The organism is Comamonadaceae bacterium OTU4NAUVB1, from assembly GCA_024372625.1.
Taxonomy (GTDB): Bacteria; Pseudomonadota; Gammaproteobacteria; order Burkholderiales; family Burkholderiaceae_C; genus Variovorax.
In genome coordinates this window covers 2,105,074-2,120,284 of record CP099605.1, presented here as the reverse complement: position 1 = coordinate 2,120,284, position 15,211 = coordinate 2,105,074, and the positions used below count along the sequence as shown (strand labels likewise).

Sequence of the window (15,211 nt, the reverse complement as noted above, 5' to 3'; positions counted from 1 at the left end):
GCGGGCGCAGCGGTGAGCGCGCGCTACCTAAGACCGGAACAAGGGCCCTTCGCGGGCCCTTATTCATGGACCGTCGGGCCCCGTGTCGCGGCCCAATACAAGCCTACTGAAGAAGAAAGCCGGGCCCTCACTCCATGTTCGTCATCATTGGTTATCTCGTCGCGATCGGCTGCATCTTCGGTGGCTACATCATCCACGGCGGCAACATCGGCGTCGTGCTCCACGCGCTGCCCATCGAGCTGATGGTGATCGGGGGAGGGGCCATCGGCGCCTTCGTCGTGAACAACCAGCCCAAGGTGCTCAAGAGCACCCTGAAGCTGCTGCCCAGCGCCTTCAAGGGCTCCAAGTACACCAAGGCGCGCTACCTGGACCTGATGGCGCTGCTCTACGACATCCTGCAGAAGGCGCGCAAGGACGGCCTGATGTCGATCGAGAAGGACGTGGAGACCCCGCAGGACTCGCCGATCTTCCAGAAGTACCCCAAGCTCGCGGGCGACCACCACGTCGTCGAGTTCACCACCGACTACCTGCGCATGATGGTCTCGGGCAACCTCAACGCCCACGAGATCGAGGCGCTGATGGACAGCGAGATCGACACCCACCATTCGGAGGCGCACGCGCCGGTGGCGGCCATCGCGCGGCTCGCGGGCGGCCTGCCGGCCTTCGGCATCGTGGCGGCGGTGCTGGGCGTGGTCAACACCATGGGCTCGGTGGGCCAGCCGCCGGCGGTGCTCGGCGGCATGATCGGCTCGGCGCTGGTGGGCACCTTCCTGGGCATCCTGCTGGCCTACGGCATCGTGGAGCCGCTGGGCGGGCTGCTGGAGCAGAAGGTCGAGGACGGTTCCAAGGAACTGCAGTGCATCAAGACCACGCTGCTGGCCAGCATGCAGGGCTACAACCCCACCACCGCGATCGAGTTCGGGCGCAAGGTGCTGTTCTCCACGGAACGTCCCAGCTTCAGCGAGCTGGAGACCTACGTGAAGAAGAAGTGACACAAGGAAGCTGACATGGCCAGTGCACAGGGGGCGAAGAAGCTCCAGCCGATCATCATCAAGCGCGTGAAGAAGTCGGCGCACGCGCACCACGGCGGCGCCTGGAAGATCGCGTACGCCGACTTCGTGACGGCCATGATGGCGTTCTTCCTGCTGATGTGGCTGCTGGGCTCGACCGCCAAGGGCGACCTGCAGGGCATCGCGTCGTACTTCCATGCGCCGCTGAAGGTGGAGATGTCGGGCGGCCCGGGTTCGGGCAGCAGCTCCAGCATCGTCACCGGCGGGGGCAAGGACCTCTCGCGCACGCACGGGGAGATCAAGAGCGCGCAGGGCGAGGCCAAGTCCAAGCCCGCCGAGCCCGGCCAGGCCGAGCTGGCCCGCCAGCAGGACGCCAAGCGCATGGCCACGCTGCGCGCGAAGATCGAGGACCTGATCGAGAACAACCCCAAGCTGCGCGAGTACCGCTCGCAGATCCGGCTGCAGATGTCGATCGACGGCCTGGAGATCCAGATCGTCGACGACCAGAACCGCCCCATGTTCGACAGCGGCAGCGCGCTGGTGAAGCCCTACATGCGGACCATCCTGCAGGACATCGGCACCGCGTTGAACGGCATCGAGAACCGCGTCAGCCTGGCCGGCCACACCGACGCCGCGCCCTATGGCAACGGCGACCGGGGCTATGGCAACTGGGAACTGTCGGCCGACCGGGCCAACGCCTCGCGGCGCGAACTGGTGGCCTCGGGCATGCCCGACGACAAGCTGGTGCGCGTGGTCGGCGTGGCCGCGAGCGACCTGCTCGACAAGGACAACAGGCTCGCGCCCGTGAACCGCCGCATCAGCATCACCGTGCTCACGCGCGAGGGCGAGTCGCGCCTGATGGGCGGCGGCCCGGCGATGGAAGGCAACGACGCGGTGAAGGCGATCACGGACCAGATGAAGGCGCAGGACAAGGCGGCGCCAAGCAAGGGCGCGGCGCGCGAGCCGGCGAGCCCGACTCGCGAGCCCGTTCGCGCGGCCAAGGTGGCGGCGACCGAGGCGGCTCAGCGCTGAGGCGGCAGCGGACGGGTCAGGGCGCACGCCCGATGACGAACAGGATGCCTTGGGTCGCCTTCGAAGCCTGCCGATCATTCAGGACCCGACTGCTCACCGGAAGGAGGCAGCCTTTGTTTTGGAAAAGTGACGTGTTCGAGTCGTCCGAAGTCGCAGGCCGGCATATGTTCGTCGTGGTGCTCGTCGTCGTGGGCCTTGATGCCGTAGGCGAAGCCGTCCACCGGTCGGCCCGTGGCTGCGTCGTGGATCTGGAAGAACTTGTCGTACCGGCTCGACGGCTCGGTGTGTCCCGCGTAGGTCATCCAGCCGGAGGCCCCGGGCATGTTGACGATCTCGTGGGCCGCGAAGCGCATCGTGACGTCGCGGGAGCGTGCCACCAGGCGCGGTGGAACCGGGCACCGGCAGACGCACAGGTCGCCGTCGAGGTTGGCCTGCCGGCCGTCGGGGCCGGTGTGCGGGCGAAACGGCGGCACGCACCGGGTGACGCCCGTGTGTTTGCAGATCGGGCACCAGACGGGGTCGCCCTCGAAACACGCGTGCCTGGGGTCGTTGCCGAGGGTGACGGGAAATGCCTGTGCCCGCGCCTTGACCTCACCACCCGCCGTGGTGGCATCCCCATCACCGACGAAAGCCCGTTGCCATTCCATGAGTCACCCCGTTTCTCGATTCGGAAAAAAGGGCGAATGGTGGGGTCGACCCGAGCGCGAATGTGAAAAATCTCGACGTCCGTGTTCGTATTCCCAGGGGGTGAATGGCAAGGAAAGAAGGTGCGCCAGCCCCGCCGAAAGGCGCCGTTTTCCCCCTCTGATCCGCCTTTAGATTTCCCCCCGGCTGCGGACAATTCCTGGCAACGCACACCGCCTCGCCATGTCATCCACCAGCCAGGACCGCAACCTTCCCGCCAGCCAGCGCAAGCTCGACAAAGCCCGCAAGGACGGCCAGGTCGCGCGGTCGCGCGACCTGTCGCACCTGGCGGTGGTGGGCACCGGCGCGGTCGCGCTGATGCTGCTGGCGCCCACGGGTTTCGAGGCGATGCGCACCGCGCTCGCGCAGGCGCTGGTCTTCGATGCCGCCACCGTGTCGGACCCGGCCCAGATGCTCGTGCGGCTGGTGAAGCTGGTGGGCTTCGGGCTTCTGGTGTGCTCGGTCTTCGCCGCCATCGTGCTGTTCGCCGCCGTGGCCAGCACGATCGCCGCGGGCGGCTGGGTGGCCAGCGCGAAGGCCATCACGCCCGACTTCAGCCGGCTCAACCCGCTCTCGGGCTTCACCAACCTGTTCTCCAAGCAGCAGCTCTTCAACGTCGCCAAGCTGGTGTTCATGTCGGCGCTGCTGGGCATGACGGGCTGGATGTTCCTCAGCGGCTCGATCGGCACGGTCACGCAGATGATGACGCAGCCCGCGCCCGCGGCCCTGCGCACGCTGGGCGACTGGCTGGTCTCGGGCATGGGGCTGATGCTGCTGGTGGTGCTGAGCGCGGCGGTGGTCGACGTGCCGCTGCAGGGCTTCTTCCACCGCGCCAAGCTGAAGATGTCGCACGAGGACGTCAAGCAGGAGCACAAGGAGTCCGAGGGCGATCCCCACACCAAGGGCCGCCAGCGCAGCGCCGCGCGCGAGATCTCGCAGCGCGCGAGCATCGGCGCCGTGCCCAAGGCCGACTTCATCCTGATGAACCCGACGCACTTCGCCGTGGCGGTGCGCTACGACGACCAGACCATGAGCGCGCCCCAGGTGATCTCCAAGGGCGCCGACCTGCTGGCCATGCGCATCCGCGACATCGCCACCGAGCACCGGATTCCGGTGGTGCAGTCGCCGATGCTCGCGCGCGCGCTGTTCGCCCATGCCGAGATCGACCAGGCCATCCCCTCGAGCCTCTACACGGCCGTGGCCCAGGTGCTGGCCTATGTCTATCGCCTGAAGGCCGCGCTGCGCGGCGAAGGCCCCATGCCCGCTTCGGTGCCCGAGCCGTTCGTGCCGCCCGAACTCGACCCGCTCCACAAGAAGACCGCCACCCCATGATCCAGAACATCGCTTCGGCCCGCCAATGGATGGGCACCCACGGTGGCGTGGTCCAGCGCGCGGCCGCGCCGCTGCTGGTGATCTCGATCCTGGCGCTGATGGTGCTGCCGATCCCGCCGGCGATGCTCGACGTGTTCTTCACGCTGAACATCGCCGTCGCGCTGATGGTGATGATGGTGGCGGCCTACATGGTGCGGCCGCTGGACTTCGCGGCCTTCCCGAGCGTGCTGCTGCTCACCACGCTGATGCGCCTGTCGCTCAACGTCGCCTCCACGCGCGTCGTGCTGCTGGAGGGCCACACCGGCCCGGGCGCGGCCGGCGCGGTGATCGAGGCCTTCGGCCACTTCCTCATCGGCGGCAACTTCGCCGTCGGCCTGATCGTCTTCGCGATCCTGGTGGTGATCAACTTCGTGGTGGTGACCAAGGGCTCCGAGCGCATCGCCGAGGTGTCGGCACGCTTCACGCTCGACGCCATGCCCGGCAAGCAGATGGCGGTCGACGCCGACCTGAGCTCGGGCAACATCGACGAGAAGGAGGCCCGCCGCCGGCGCCTGGAGGTGGCCGAGGAGGCGAACTTCTTCGGCTCCATGGACGGTGCCTCGAAGTTCGTGCGCGGCGACGCCATCGCCGGCATCCTGATCCTGATCATCAGCATCGTCGGGGGCTTCGCCATCGGCGTGCTGCAGCACGGCCTGTCGGCGGGCAAGGCGGCCGACACGTACATCCTGCTGGCCGTGGGCGACGCGCTGGTGGCGCAGATCCCGGGCCTGCTGATCTCGGTGGCCGCGGCGATGGTGGTCTCGCGCGTGGGCCGCGAGGACGACGTGGGCAAGCAGATCATCTCCCAGCTGCTGACCTCGCCGCGCGTGCTGGGCCTCACGGCCGGCATCCTGGGGCTGCTGGGCGTGATCCCGGGCATGCCGCACGTGGTGTTCCTGGGCATGGCCGCGCTGCTGGGCTATGGCGCCTGGGCCAGCCACAAGCGTCCGGCCGCCGTGGCGCCGGAGGCCGCCGCCGGCGCGCCCGCGGCCGACGCCGAGGCGACCTGGGACGACCTGCTGCCGGTCGATCCGCTGGGCCTGGAGCTGGGCTACCGGCTGATCGCGCTGGTCGACAAGGACCGCCAGGGCGACCTGCTCACGCGCATCAAGGGCGTGCGGCGCAAGTTCGCCCAGGAGGTCGGTTTCCTGCCGCCGGCCGTGCACGTGCGCGACAACCTCGAGCTCAAGCCCAGCGGCTACCGCGTGACCCTGCGCGGCGTGGTGGTGGCCGAGGGCGAGGCCTTCCCCGGCATGTACCTCGCCATCAACCCGGGCGGCATCACGATGCCGCTGCTGGGCACCGCCACCACCGATCCGGCCTTCGGCCTGCCGGCCCACTGGATCGAGGAGCGGCAGAAGGAAGCCGCACAAATGGGCGGTTTCACGGTCGTTGATTCGGAGACCGTGATGGCCACCCACCTGTCACATTTGATGCAAGTGCAGGCCGCGAAGTTGCTGAGCCGCACGGAAACCCAACAACTGGTCGAACACGTGAGCAAACTGGCGCCGAAGCTGATCGAGGAAGTGGTACCCAAGCTGGTGTCGCTCGCCTCGTTCCAGAAGGTGCTGCAACTGCTGCTGGAAGAATCCGTGAACATCCGCGACATCCGCACCATCGTCGAGACGCTGGCCGAGCACGCCGGCGCCAACGCCGACCCCGCCGAGCTGGTGCGCCGCGTGCGCACCGCCCTGGCCCCGGCCATCGTGCAGCAGATCTACGGCCCGGTGAAGGAGCTCGACGTGATCGCCATCGAGCCGGGCTTCGAGCGGCTGCTGATGCAGGCCCTGGGCAACCCCCACGCTCCGGCGCTCGACCCCGGCGTGGCCGAGGTCTTCACGCGCACCGCCGCCGAGGTCGCGCTCAAGCAGGAAGAGCGCGGCGTGCCGGCCTGCCTGCTGGTGCCCGACGGCATCCGCGGCGCCATCGCCCGCCTGGTCAAGCGCGCCGCACCCCGCCTGCAGGTGCTGGCGCACAGCGAGATTCCCGAAACCCACACGATCCGCATCGGTCCGATCCTGCGAGGAGCCAACGCATGAACATCCAACGCTTTCACGCCCCCACCGCCCGCGAAGCGCTGGCCCTGGCCCGCGCCGCCTTCGGCGACGCGACGCTGATCCTGTCGAACCGGCAGACCGGCACCGGCGTCGAGGTGATGGCGTCGACCGAGGAGGCGCTGTCGCCCCTGGGCGTGCCGCAGTCGCAGCCGCAATCCGGTGCCCATGTCCATGCCCACGCGCCGTCGCAGCAGCCAGCCCCGGCCCCGAAGCCGCTCGCGCCGTCGTGGCAGGCCGCCTCGCCCGTCGAGGCCGAACGGCGCCTGTCCAACGCCGCGCCCACGCCCTACGCGCTGGTCGCAACCGGCCCCGGCGCCACCACCGAGGAAGTGGTTCAGGCCGATGTCGAGCAACTGGCCATGAGCACGCTGTCGTTCCAGGATTACGTGCGCGAGCGCATGCTGCGCCGCCAGACCGAGACCCACGGCACCGCGCCGGCCCCGGCGCCGGTGGCCGCGCCGGTGCAGGCCCGGGGCACCGTGCCGCAACCCCAGCCGCAGCCGCAACCCCAGCCGCAGTACCGGCTGACGCAGGCCCAGCAGACGCAGGCGCAGCCGGCGTCCCCGCAGTTCAACGATCCGTCGTTCTTCGCCGCGCCCGCCGCCGCGCCGACCCCGGCACAAACGCAGGCACAGGCACAGGCACAGACGCCGGTGAGCTGGTTCCAGCCAGAGCCGGCATCCGAATTCGCCCCGGCCCCGGCCCCGTCGGCCGATTGGATGGCACCGGTGGCGGTGGAGCCGTCGGCGCCCGTGGCGGCGCCCGTCGCGGCCACCGCCTTCGAGCCGGTGCCGATCGAGGCGCCCGCGCCGGCGATCGCGCCGATCACCGTGCGTGCCACGCCGTCGCCGGCCGCCCGGGGCGGTGCCAGCGGCGTGGGCGCGGCCGCGACGCGGGTCCTGATGGCCGAACTCGACGCGATGAAGCGCCTGATGGAGGAGCGCTTCAACACGCTCGCTTGGCTGGGCAGCGCACGCCGCGATCCGGTCCATTCGAACCTCATGCTCAAGCTGGTGCGCGCGGGCTATTCGCCGGCCCTGGCGCGCGAGGTGCTCGAGCCGCTGGCCTTCATCGATCACGCCGACGACACCGGCGACGCCGTGGCGGCCATGCGGGAGACGCTGGAGCGGCGCCTGGGCATCGACGCCGATGCGCCGTCGATCGTGGAGGAGGGCGGCACCTTCGCCCTCATCGGCGCGACGGGCGTGGGCAAGACCACCACCATCGCCAAGCTGGCCTCGCAGTGCGTGGCGCGCTGGGGCGCGGGCAGCGTCGGGCTGGTCACGCTGGACGTCCAGCGCGCCGGCGCGCACGAACAGCTACGCGCCTTCGGCCGCGAACTGGGCATCGTCGCCCACCAGGCGCACGACCAGGTCGAACTGCAGGAGATGCTCAGCCTGCTGGCGGGCAAGCGCCTGGTGCTGATTGACACGGCCGGCATCGCGCCGCGCGACCCGCAGCGCCAGGCACTGCTGGACCTGATCGACCTCCCGGGCATCCGGCGCGTGCTGGTGCTCAACGCCGGCGCGCACGGCGACACGCTCGACGAGATCGCCACCGCCTTCACGGCCGACGGCACGCACCAGGCGGTGCTCTCCAAGATCGACGAGGCGGCCAAGATCGGGCCGGCGCTGGACGTGCTGATGCGCCACCGCATGACGCTGCGCGGCGTGACCGACGGCCAGCGCGTGCCCGAGGACTGGAAGGCCGCGGACGCGCGCGAACTGGTGGACCTGTCGATGCGCGCGGCGCATCGCACCTCCACCGACCCGGTCGCCGCCGACATGGACTTCTACTTCTCGCCCGCCGCCTGCGCCCTCTGAGGCCCGAGCGCTCCGCAACCCGGAACCCCAGACACCCCATGCACGCAGGCACCTTCTCCGCCCCGATGTACACGGCCACCGGTCAGCTCGGCCGCGACGCCCAGATCAAGCAGTACGTGCCGCTGGTGCAGCGGCTCGCGCACCACATGATCGCCAAGCTGCCGCCGAACGTGGAGGTCGACGACCTGATCCAGGTCGGCATGATCGGCCTGGCCGAGGCGCTGTCGCGCTACGAGCCCAGCCAGGGCGTGCAGTTCGAGACCTTCGCCACCCAGCGCATCCGTGGCGCGATGCTCGACGAGTTGCGCGAAGGCGACTGGCTGTCGCGCGGATCGCGCAAGAGCCAGAAGGACATCGAGCGGGCCGTCACGCGGCTGGAGCATCGCTTGGGCCGCGCCCCGGTCGAGTCCGAGATCGCCGCCGAACTCGGCCTGCCGCTGGCCGAATACCAGGGCCTGCTCGGCCGGGTGCGCGGCGCGCAGCTGGTCTATCTGGAGGACATGGGCGGAGGACAGGGCGAGAACGACGACAGCTTCCTGGAGCGCCACGCCACCGTGGCCGACAACGAGGCCGATCCGATGAGCCTGCTGAAGGACCAGCGCCTGCGCACCGCGCTGGTCGCCGCCATCGACACGCTGCCCGAGCGCGAGCGCTTCATCATGGGCATGTACTACGAGCAGGACATGAACCTCAAGGAGATTGCCGCCGTGCTGGGCGTGACCGAGTCGCGCGTCTGCCAACTGCACAGCCAGTCGATCGCGCGGCTGCGCTCGAAGATGCGCGCCCACTAGTCCCGCGCCTGCGCACGGCACCGTACGGCCGCGCGCCCATCCCCGCTTTCATTCGCGGGCGGGGGTCAGCCCCCGCCGATGCCCACGTTGACCTTGCCCGTGCCTTCGCAGGCCGGGCACGTCGCGCCGTCGCCGGTGCGTCCGCTGCCGCCGCACTCCCGGCACAGGCTCTCGCCGGTGCCCGGCGTGCCGGCCGGCGCGTCGTCGCCCGGGGCGGTCGGCGCGACGGCCGTGGCGACGGCCGAACCCGACGCCGCGGGCGCGGCGGGCAGCTTGGCCGTGACGCTGACCGACACCGGATCGCTGGCCGGAAACGATTCCTCGATGCCGTGGTCCAGCGCGTCCTCGGTGGGGGGTTCCACCCGGGGCGCCAGGGCCGGCGAGGCGTTCTCGTCGTGGTTGTCGGTGGTCGGGAAGGGGAAGGCCGGGGCACCGGCACCGCCGGCGGGGCCGAGGTTGGTCATGGGAAGTCTCCTTCTGTGGGGTGGGTCCGAAAGGGTGGTCGCCCGGGTCAGCGTCCGGGCGTCGTGCGGCGTCGCGCGACGAGGTAGACGACGCCGAGCACCGCCGCGACGGTCAGGGCCTTCTTCGCCGCGCCCATGGGGTTGTGCGCGAGTTCGGCGCGCCCGCCCATCTCCGCGTAGATGCGCGGGACGTGGCCCCGGGACAGGTCCTCGACCAGGCCCTCGCCGACGTCGATCCGGTCGGCCAGCAGCAGCAGCAGCCAGTGGCGCAGGTCGTTCTCGCTGTAGCCGAAGGCGAAGCGGCGCACGCTCCCGCTCACGCCGCGCGGTGGCTGCGGGCTGCCGAAGACGGGCGTCATCGCGTCCCGCTCCTTGGACAGCAGCACCTCGACGTGGCGGGTCTGCGGCTCGGGCTCTTCCCAGCGCACTGGCGGGTCGAGCCGGGGCGGGGTCCGCTCCTTGGGATAGGCGGGACGGTCGGCGGGGTCCAGGTCGGCGCCCCAGCCCTTGATGTGGGCGAATTTTTCGTGCGGTGTGTCCATGGGTGGGTTCCTGGCGCGTCAGACGGTGATGCCGGGGGGAATCAGGATCGGCTTGATGCAGCCGTCGAGCTTGCTGGAGAACAGGTGGTAGGCGTCGGCCGCCTCCTCGAGCGGCAGGCGGTGCGTGATGACCTTGTGCGGCTCGACGCGGCCGGCCTGGATGTGCTCGATCAGGCGGGGCAGATGGCGCTTCACGCTGGCCTGGTTCATCCGCAGCGTCAGGCCCTTGTTGACCGCGTTGCCGATGGGCACCGCGTTGAAGGTCGGGCCGTAGACGCCCACGATCGACACCGTGCCGCCCTTGCGCACCGAGTTGATGGCCCAGTGCAGGACGGTGGCGGCGCCGCCCTGCAGCTTCAGCTTCACGCCCGTGAGGTGCTGGATGGCGCTGCCCGCGGCCTCGCAGCCGACGCAGTCGATGCAGACGTCGGCGCCCAGCCCGTCGGTCATCTTCTTGATGTGCACGGCCATGTCGTCGACCGACTTGAAGTCGATGGTCTCGCACTGTGCGAACTGCCGCACGAAGGCCAGCCGGTACTCCAGGTGATCGACCACGATCACCCGTCCGGCGCCCATCAGCCAGGCCGACTTCGCCGCGAAGATGCCCACCGGGCCGGCGCCGAAGACCACCACGGTGTCGCCCTCGCGGATGCCGCCCATCTCGGCGGCCTGGTAGCCGGTGGGGAAGGCGTCGGTGAGCATCACCGCGTCCTCCAGCAGCAGCTCGTCGGGAATGCGGGTCGGTCCGACGTCGGCGAAGGGCACGCGCACGAATTGCGCCTGCCCGCCGTCGAAGCCGCCAGCGGTGTGCGAGTAGCCGTAGATGCCGCCGACGGCGGTGGCCTGCGGGTTGGTGTTGTGGCAGTTGCCGTACAGCTCGCGGCGACAGAAATAGCAGCTGCCGCAGAAGACGTTGAAAGGCACGATCACCCGGTCGCCGCGCTTGAGGTTGCGCACCGAGTTGCCGACGTCCACCACGGTGCCGACGAACTCGTGACCGAAGGTGGTGCCCACGCGCGTGTCGGGCACCAGCCCGTGGTAGAGGTGCAGGTCGGAGCCGCAGATGCAGGCGCGCAGCACCTGGACGATGGCGTCGTTGGGGTGTTCGATGACGGGGTCGGGTTTTTCCGAGACACGCACCCGGTAGGGTCCCCGGTAGTTCAAGGCAAGCATTCGGATCCTTCGCAAAAATTGGCCTGGTGGGATCACTCAATTCCTCCGCCGAAACCCCTGGCGTGCGTCGAGGCGTGCTGTCTCTGTCAGTCGTGACGCTACGGCGCCGCGCGGCATGACGTAACCGGCTTTCAGACGATGGCGCGCAGGCGTCGCCCGACCCCGACGCCAAACTGGATTCCGGTCGCAGCCATCGGACTCAACGAAGGGAAGGTCAGCATGTCGAACGTGGCGCTTTTCATCTCCGCGCAGGCGCGGGTCGGCGCGGGCAGGTCGGGGCGGCGAACGGAGGTCGTCGCGGACGCGCTCGGCGCGGGGTTCGACCGGCTGCTCGCCGGCGTCCTGCTGGTGCTGCTGACGCCGGTGCTGGTGACCGTCGCGGCCCTGGTCTGGCGCGCGGACGGCGCGCCGATCCTCTTCGGCCATTACCGCGTCGGCAGGAACGGCGGGCTCTTCCGTTGCCTGAAGTTCCGATCCATGCGCCGGGACGCGGACGCGGTGCTGGCCGCGCTGCTCGCGCGCGATCCGCACGCCGCGATGGAGTGGGAACGCGACCGCAAGCTGACCCGCGACCCGCGCGTCACGGCGGTGGGCGACTTCCTGCGCCGCACCAGCCTGGACGAACTGCCCCAGCTGTTCAACGTCGTCCGGGGCGACATGCGCCTGGTCGGTCCGCGTCCGGTGACGGTGGCCGAACTCGAGAAGTACGGCGGCAGCCGCTGGCACTACGTCAGCGTCCGGCCCGGCATGACCGGCCTGTGGCAGGTCAGCGGCCGCAACGACACCTCCTACGAGGAGCGCGTCGCGCTGGACCGGCGCTATGTCGAGAGCCGGTCGATGGTCCGCGACCTGGCCATCCTGTTCAGGACGGTCGGGATCGTGCTGCGCAGGAAGGGGGCCCGCTGATGACGCCCGCCGGCGTGCTGCACGTGGTGTTCGCGTCGAACGACGCGGTGCACGGCTTCCTGGGCCCCGCGACGCGGGAACTCGCGTCGCTGGGGCAGTCCCAGTCGGTGATCCTGCTCGACGACGCGGCGGCCCGCGGGCACCTGCCGGGGCTTCAGCGGCATGCCCGCGTGGTGCTGGTGCGGGGCGACGGCGACGGCGACGGCGAAGGAGACGGCCGGACGCGGCACCGGGCGTTCTACGAGGCCTGCCGCAGGGAGATCGTCGAGCGCCGTCCGGCCACGCTCCATTTCCACGGTCTCGCGTCCTGCGCCATCGGCGCCGTGGCCCTGCGGCGGTGCGCGCCGCGCGCCACGGTCTTCTATTCGCCGCACGGCGGTGGCGCGTCGCCCGGCTGCGGCGTCCCGGGAGCGGCGCGCGCGGTGGACTGGCTGGTCCTCGCCATGGCGCGCGCCCTGATCCACCCGGTCCGCAGCGTCGCCATCCTCACCTCCCGCGCCGAGTCCGCCGTCCCGGGGGGCTGGGGCGGCAGCCGCCACCTGGTCGAGCGTCCGGTGAACGGCCGCTTCCTGGAGGTCCCGCGCGAGGAGGCGTCCCACCCACTGGTGCTCAGCGGCGGCGCGCACCGCGGCACGCCGCCGGTCGAGGTGCTCTCGCAGATCGCGGTGCTGCTGGGCGCCCGGGAACTGAACATCGCGTTCACCTGGATCGGCGACATGGGGCGGTGCCTGGCGAGCCGCTTCGAGGCCGCCGGCATCCGCAGCACCGGCATCGGGCCGGAGCACCACGTCGACGCGCTGGCGCGGGGCTGGCTGTACGTCGCTCCGTGGCGACCGCGCGGCCACCCGATGTCCCTGATCCAGGCCATGGCGGCGGGCCTGCCCGGCGTCGTCCTGGACTGCCCGCGCCATCGCCAGGTGGTCGAGCACGGCAGGACCGGCCTGCTGTGCCGCTCGGTCGGAGAGATGGTCGGCGCGGTGGCGCGGCTGATCGACGAGCCGGCGCTGCGCAAGGCGATGGGCGACGCGGCCCGCGACCAGGCCCGCGCGCGCTTCGGGCCGGCGCGCTTCCGCGCCAGCCTGCTGGACGCGTACGTCCCGTCCGGACCGCAGCCATCGTCCGCGCAGCCGGCGCGGCCCGGGTGAGTTCTCGCGCAGCCGCAGCCGCATCGGACGTCACGTCACGTCACGTCGTGCCAAGACCCGCCACGACCGTACTTGGCGACTGCGCCGGCACGATCCCTGGCTGAAGACCGCAGTCCCCAGCGCGAGGCCGGTGCCGGACTCGCCAATCGCCCCGAACGCTGCCGTCGCTCCGGCGGGACTGCGCATCGTCGGCCAGCGGCTCGACGTGCCTCCCAGGGTGGCGGGATGTGGCAGGCCGCGGTGTCCGGCGGCGTTGGACACCGCATCGATCCTGTCGTCTGTGCACCGCTGCCGGGACATCGCTCGCGCGATCGAATCGGACGCGATTCCGCTGACAAAAAGCATTGAATCCAGATTCGTGTGATTGGCTTCGAACTTGTCCCACCATGTGGGTGGCATTTCGACAAATATTTCTTCGAACTGCGCAGTGGTGAAATCCGAAGAATCGAAATAGCTGAAACCGTTTTTGAAGATCTTGATTTCGAACGAAATGTAGATATAAAGATTGATGCTGAATTCTCTTCAGATCAAAAGATTTTGTTTCTGAAAATCGAAGATTCTGAAGATCAAGAATTTTTGATTTTCATATGTGCCCATGTTGCACACTTCTATAAAATACTCAGAGCCCTTGAAAGAATGCTTTCCACCATTGTATTTCTTTGTATATTCTTCGCATCGATCGGGCTCAGATTTTATATAGTTGAAAAAGAACGGCAGCAGCCCGTAGAGCAAGAAAAGCAGGACCGTTGCTTTTTTAGTAAATGGTGAAAATTTCAATTACATTGTTCTCGATTCGGCATCAATTGGATTGTCAAGCCATATTATCTCCAGATTGAAATAAATGACTGGATTTCTGCACCCGTCATACTCTTTGAGGCATTTGGCGTAGTTTTTGCTGGTGGTGCAGATACCTGTTTTTCAATCGCTGCATCTTTGCAAAAGTTCGAAAAGAAAAATGTTTCTTGATGCCATCTTTAAACTAACTCTTGCTTCATGCCGCCTTGCAGAATTCAAATTTTTCTGCACGACGAGCGGGATCGCCAGTCCATTCGTGTCTTGATGAAAAAATAATGTGACACTTCAATCCAGCCCCGATCCTCAAAAAGTCAATCTTGATGGTTCAATTTGGATTCATGTGATTCGCTTTGAACTTTTCCCACCAATTCGGTGGAACCTCGACGAATATTTCATCATATTGAACTTTGGTGAGGTCTGAAGCGTTGTAGTATTTGAATCCATTGTCAAAAAATTTGATTTTAAAGATGGATTGGGCATACAAATTGTCGTTGAATTTTCTCTGAACCAAAAGATCATTTCTGTTTGAGTCGTAAACGCTGAGAAGCAAAAAATCCGCGTTTTCGTACATTCCTATGTTGCAAATTTCTATGAAATAATCAATTCCTTTGAAAGAATGATTTCCCCCACTGAATTCCTTGGTGTATTCTTGACATTTTCTAGGTTTCAGATTTTGGGGAAATAAAAGAGACACCAGCATAAAAAATGCAGAAAAGAAGATTGCCAATTTGAGAAAAGATGAAGATTTCAAAAACATGCTTCTTCCAAATCGAGGTGGATCGGGCGGTCGAGTTCAACTTTTGTAGAAATTCAAAGAGCAATGTTACCAAAAGCCTCCACTCGAGAAAAATTCTCACGAACCAATCAGTTCCGTTGTCACCGCCGGCGTCAGGGCGACTTCGAAAGCAAACTCTGGTTTGCAATGATTGATTCACCAAACATAAATTTTCCTGCTTTATCCTTGAGTCAACCCGATCATGGCAGATCAGTTCAGGCTCGTGTGATTGGCTTGGAATTGATCCCGCCATGTGGGTGGCATTTCGATAAATATCTCCTCGAATTCCACGGTGGTGAAATCCGGAGAATTGAAACGGCTGAACCCGTTTTCCGAGATCTTGATTTTAAACGGCATGTAGATATAAAGATTGATGCTGAATTCTCTTCAAATCAAAAGATTTTCTTTTCGACAATCAAAACTCTGAAAAGCAAGAATTCTTGAACGTCTTATGAGCCCATGGTGCACGCTTCCATGAAGTACTCGGTGCCCTTGAAAACATGCTTTCCGCCTTTGCATTGTTTTGTATGTGCTTCGTACTGAACGGGCTCAAACTTCTTAGAGGTAAAAAAGAAAGACAGCACGCCGTTGAGAATAGGAAAGAAGATCACCATCTTGATGATCAAGGCCAATTTCAGCGACA

General features: G+C 66.7%; 14 protein-coding genes. 10 read left to right on the top strand and 4 right to left on the bottom strand.

Translation table 11 applies throughout. From position 1 onward, the window contains the following. The first annotated feature begins 134 nt into the window (after nt 1-134). Together motA and motB are read left to right on the top strand one after the other, a co-directional pair. Nucleotides 135-992 carry a flagellar motor stator protein MotA gene (gene motA, locus NF681_13420; GenBank protein ID UST53317.1) on the top strand — a complete coding sequence of 286 codons (858 nt, stop codon included), beginning with the start codon at nt 135-137 and terminating at the stop codon, nt 990-992. A 15-nt stretch (nt 993-1,007) separates the two neighbouring features. After that, nucleotides 1,008-2,042: a flagellar motor protein MotB gene (gene motB, locus NF681_13415; GenBank protein UST53316.1), complete on the top strand. Its 1,035-nt coding sequence runs from the start codon at nt 1,008-1,010 to the stop codon at nt 2,040-2,042. Nucleotides 2,043-2,116: 74 nt separating this feature from the next. On the opposite strand, the gene NF681_13410 is transcribed toward motB, so the two are convergent. Continuing rightward, a complete protein-coding gene (locus NF681_13410) occupies nt 2,117-2,689 on the bottom strand; it encodes a PAAR domain-containing protein (protein UST53315.1) in 573 nt (190 codons plus the stop codon). Between the two features lie 220 nt (nt 2,690-2,909). Between NF681_13410 and NF681_13405 the strand changes: the two genes are divergently transcribed. The 4 genes from NF681_13405 (at nt 2,910) to NF681_13390 (ending at nt 8,768) form a co-directional block, all read left to right on the top strand. Beyond that, nucleotides 2,910-4,058: an EscU/YscU/HrcU family type III secretion system export apparatus switch protein gene (locus NF681_13405; GenBank protein UST53314.1), complete on the top strand. Its 1,149-nt coding sequence runs from the start codon at nt 2,910-2,912 to the stop codon at nt 4,056-4,058. After that, nucleotides 4,055-6,136: a flagellar biosynthesis protein FlhA gene (flhA, locus tag NF681_13400; GenBank protein UST53313.1), complete on the top strand. Its 2,082-nt coding sequence runs from the start codon at nt 4,055-4,057 to the stop codon at nt 6,134-6,136. The genes NF681_13405 and flhA overlap by 4 nt, the downstream gene beginning before the upstream one ends. Further along, the gene (locus NF681_13395) at nt 6,133-7,977 is read left to right on the top strand and encodes a flagellar biosynthesis protein FlhF (protein UST53312.1); all 1,845 of its coding nucleotides are present in this window, start codon (nt 6,133-6,135) and stop codon (nt 7,975-7,977) included. The genes flhA and NF681_13395 overlap by 4 nt, the downstream gene beginning before the upstream one ends. Nucleotides 7,978-8,042: 65 nt before the next feature. Beyond that, a complete protein-coding gene (locus tag NF681_13390) occupies nt 8,043-8,768 on the top strand; it encodes an RNA polymerase sigma factor FliA (GenBank protein ID UST55773.1) in 726 nt (241 codons plus the stop codon). Between the two features lie 65 nt (nt 8,769-8,833). Here NF681_13390 and NF681_13385 read toward each other — a convergent pair whose 3' ends face one another. The 3 genes from NF681_13385 to NF681_13375 are packed head-to-tail and all read right to left on the bottom strand — an operon-like array spanning nt 8,834 to nt 10,947. Continuing rightward, complete coding sequence (locus NF681_13385) at nt 8,834-9,232, bottom strand: hypothetical protein (protein ID UST53311.1); 399 nt, start codon at nt 9,230-9,232, stop codon at nt 8,834-8,836. A 47-nt stretch (nt 9,233-9,279) separates the two neighbouring features. Then, nucleotides 9,280-9,774, bottom strand: coding sequence for a hypothetical protein (locus tag NF681_13380; GenBank protein UST53310.1), 495 nt, complete (start codon nt 9,772-9,774; stop codon nt 9,280-9,282). An 18-nt stretch (nt 9,775-9,792) separates the two neighbouring features. Then, nucleotides 9,793-10,947, bottom strand: a complete 1,155-nt coding sequence (locus NF681_13375) for a glutathione-dependent formaldehyde dehydrogenase (protein ID UST53309.1) — start codon at nt 10,945-10,947, stop codon at nt 9,793-9,795. A 219-nt stretch (nt 10,948-11,166) separates the two neighbouring features. Between NF681_13375 and NF681_13370 the strand changes: the two genes are divergently transcribed. From NF681_13370 to NF681_13355, 4 genes are all read left to right on the top strand, one after another. Then, on the top strand, nt 11,167-11,853 hold the full coding sequence (locus tag NF681_13370) for a sugar transferase (GenBank protein UST53308.1): 687 nt from the start codon (nt 11,167-11,169) through the stop codon (nt 11,851-11,853). Beyond that, the gene (locus tag NF681_13365; protein UST53307.1) at nt 11,853-12,998 is read left to right on the top strand and encodes a glycosyltransferase; all 1,146 of its coding nucleotides are present in this window, start codon (nt 11,853-11,855) and stop codon (nt 12,996-12,998) included. The genes NF681_13370 and NF681_13365 overlap by 1 nt, the downstream gene beginning before the upstream one ends. A gap of 360 nt (nt 12,999-13,358) precedes the next feature. Continuing rightward, nucleotides 13,359-13,766 carry a hypothetical protein gene (locus NF681_13360; protein UST53306.1) on the top strand — a complete coding sequence of 136 codons (408 nt, stop codon included), beginning with the start codon at nt 13,359-13,361 and terminating at the stop codon, nt 13,764-13,766. Nucleotides 13,767-14,613: 847 nt separating this feature from the next. Next, complete coding sequence (locus NF681_13355; GenBank protein ID UST53305.1) at nt 14,614-15,012, top strand: hypothetical protein; 399 nt, start codon at nt 14,614-14,616, stop codon at nt 15,010-15,012. Nucleotides 15,013-15,211 lie beyond the last annotated feature (199 nt).

Bases quoted from the DNA above. Each gene is read 5' to 3' on its own strand.
- NF681_13410 (UST53315.1), bottom strand. From the start codon at position 2,689: ATGGAATGGCAACGGGCTTTCGTCGGTGATGGGGATGCCACCACGGCG.
- NF681_13390 (UST55773.1), top strand. From the start codon at position 8,043: ATGTACACGGCCACCGGTCAGCTCGGCCGCGACGCCCAGATCAAGCAG.
- NF681_13355 (UST53305.1), top strand. From the start codon at position 14,614: ATGTTACCAAAAGCCTCCACTCGAGAAAAATTCTCACGAACCAATCAG.
- NF681_13375 (UST53309.1), bottom strand. From the start codon at position 10,947: ATGCTTGCCTTGAACTACCGGGGACCCTACCGGGTGCGTGTCTCGGAA.
- motA (UST53317.1), top strand. From the start codon at position 135: ATGTTCGTCATCATTGGTTATCTCGTCGCGATCGGCTGCATCTTCGGT.
- NF681_13365 (UST53307.1), top strand. From the start codon at position 11,853: ATGACGCCCGCCGGCGTGCTGCACGTGGTGTTCGCGTCGAACGACGCG.
- NF681_13385 (UST53311.1), bottom strand. From the start codon at position 9,232: ATGACCAACCTCGGCCCCGCCGGCGGTGCCGGTGCCCCGGCCTTCCCC.
- NF681_13370 (UST53308.1), top strand. From the start codon at position 11,167: ATGTCGAACGTGGCGCTTTTCATCTCCGCGCAGGCGCGGGTCGGCGCG.
- NF681_13380 (UST53310.1), bottom strand. From the start codon at position 9,774: ATGGACACACCGCACGAAAAATTCGCCCACATCAAGGGCTGGGGCGCC.
- flhA (UST53313.1), top strand. From the start codon at position 4,055: ATGATCCAGAACATCGCTTCGGCCCGCCAATGGATGGGCACCCACGGT.
- NF681_13395 (UST53312.1), top strand. From the start codon at position 6,133: ATGAACATCCAACGCTTTCACGCCCCCACCGCCCGCGAAGCGCTGGCC.
- NF681_13405 (UST53314.1), top strand. From the start codon at position 2,910: ATGTCATCCACCAGCCAGGACCGCAACCTTCCCGCCAGCCAGCGCAAG.
- motB (UST53316.1), top strand. From the start codon at position 1,008: ATGGCCAGTGCACAGGGGGCGAAGAAGCTCCAGCCGATCATCATCAAG.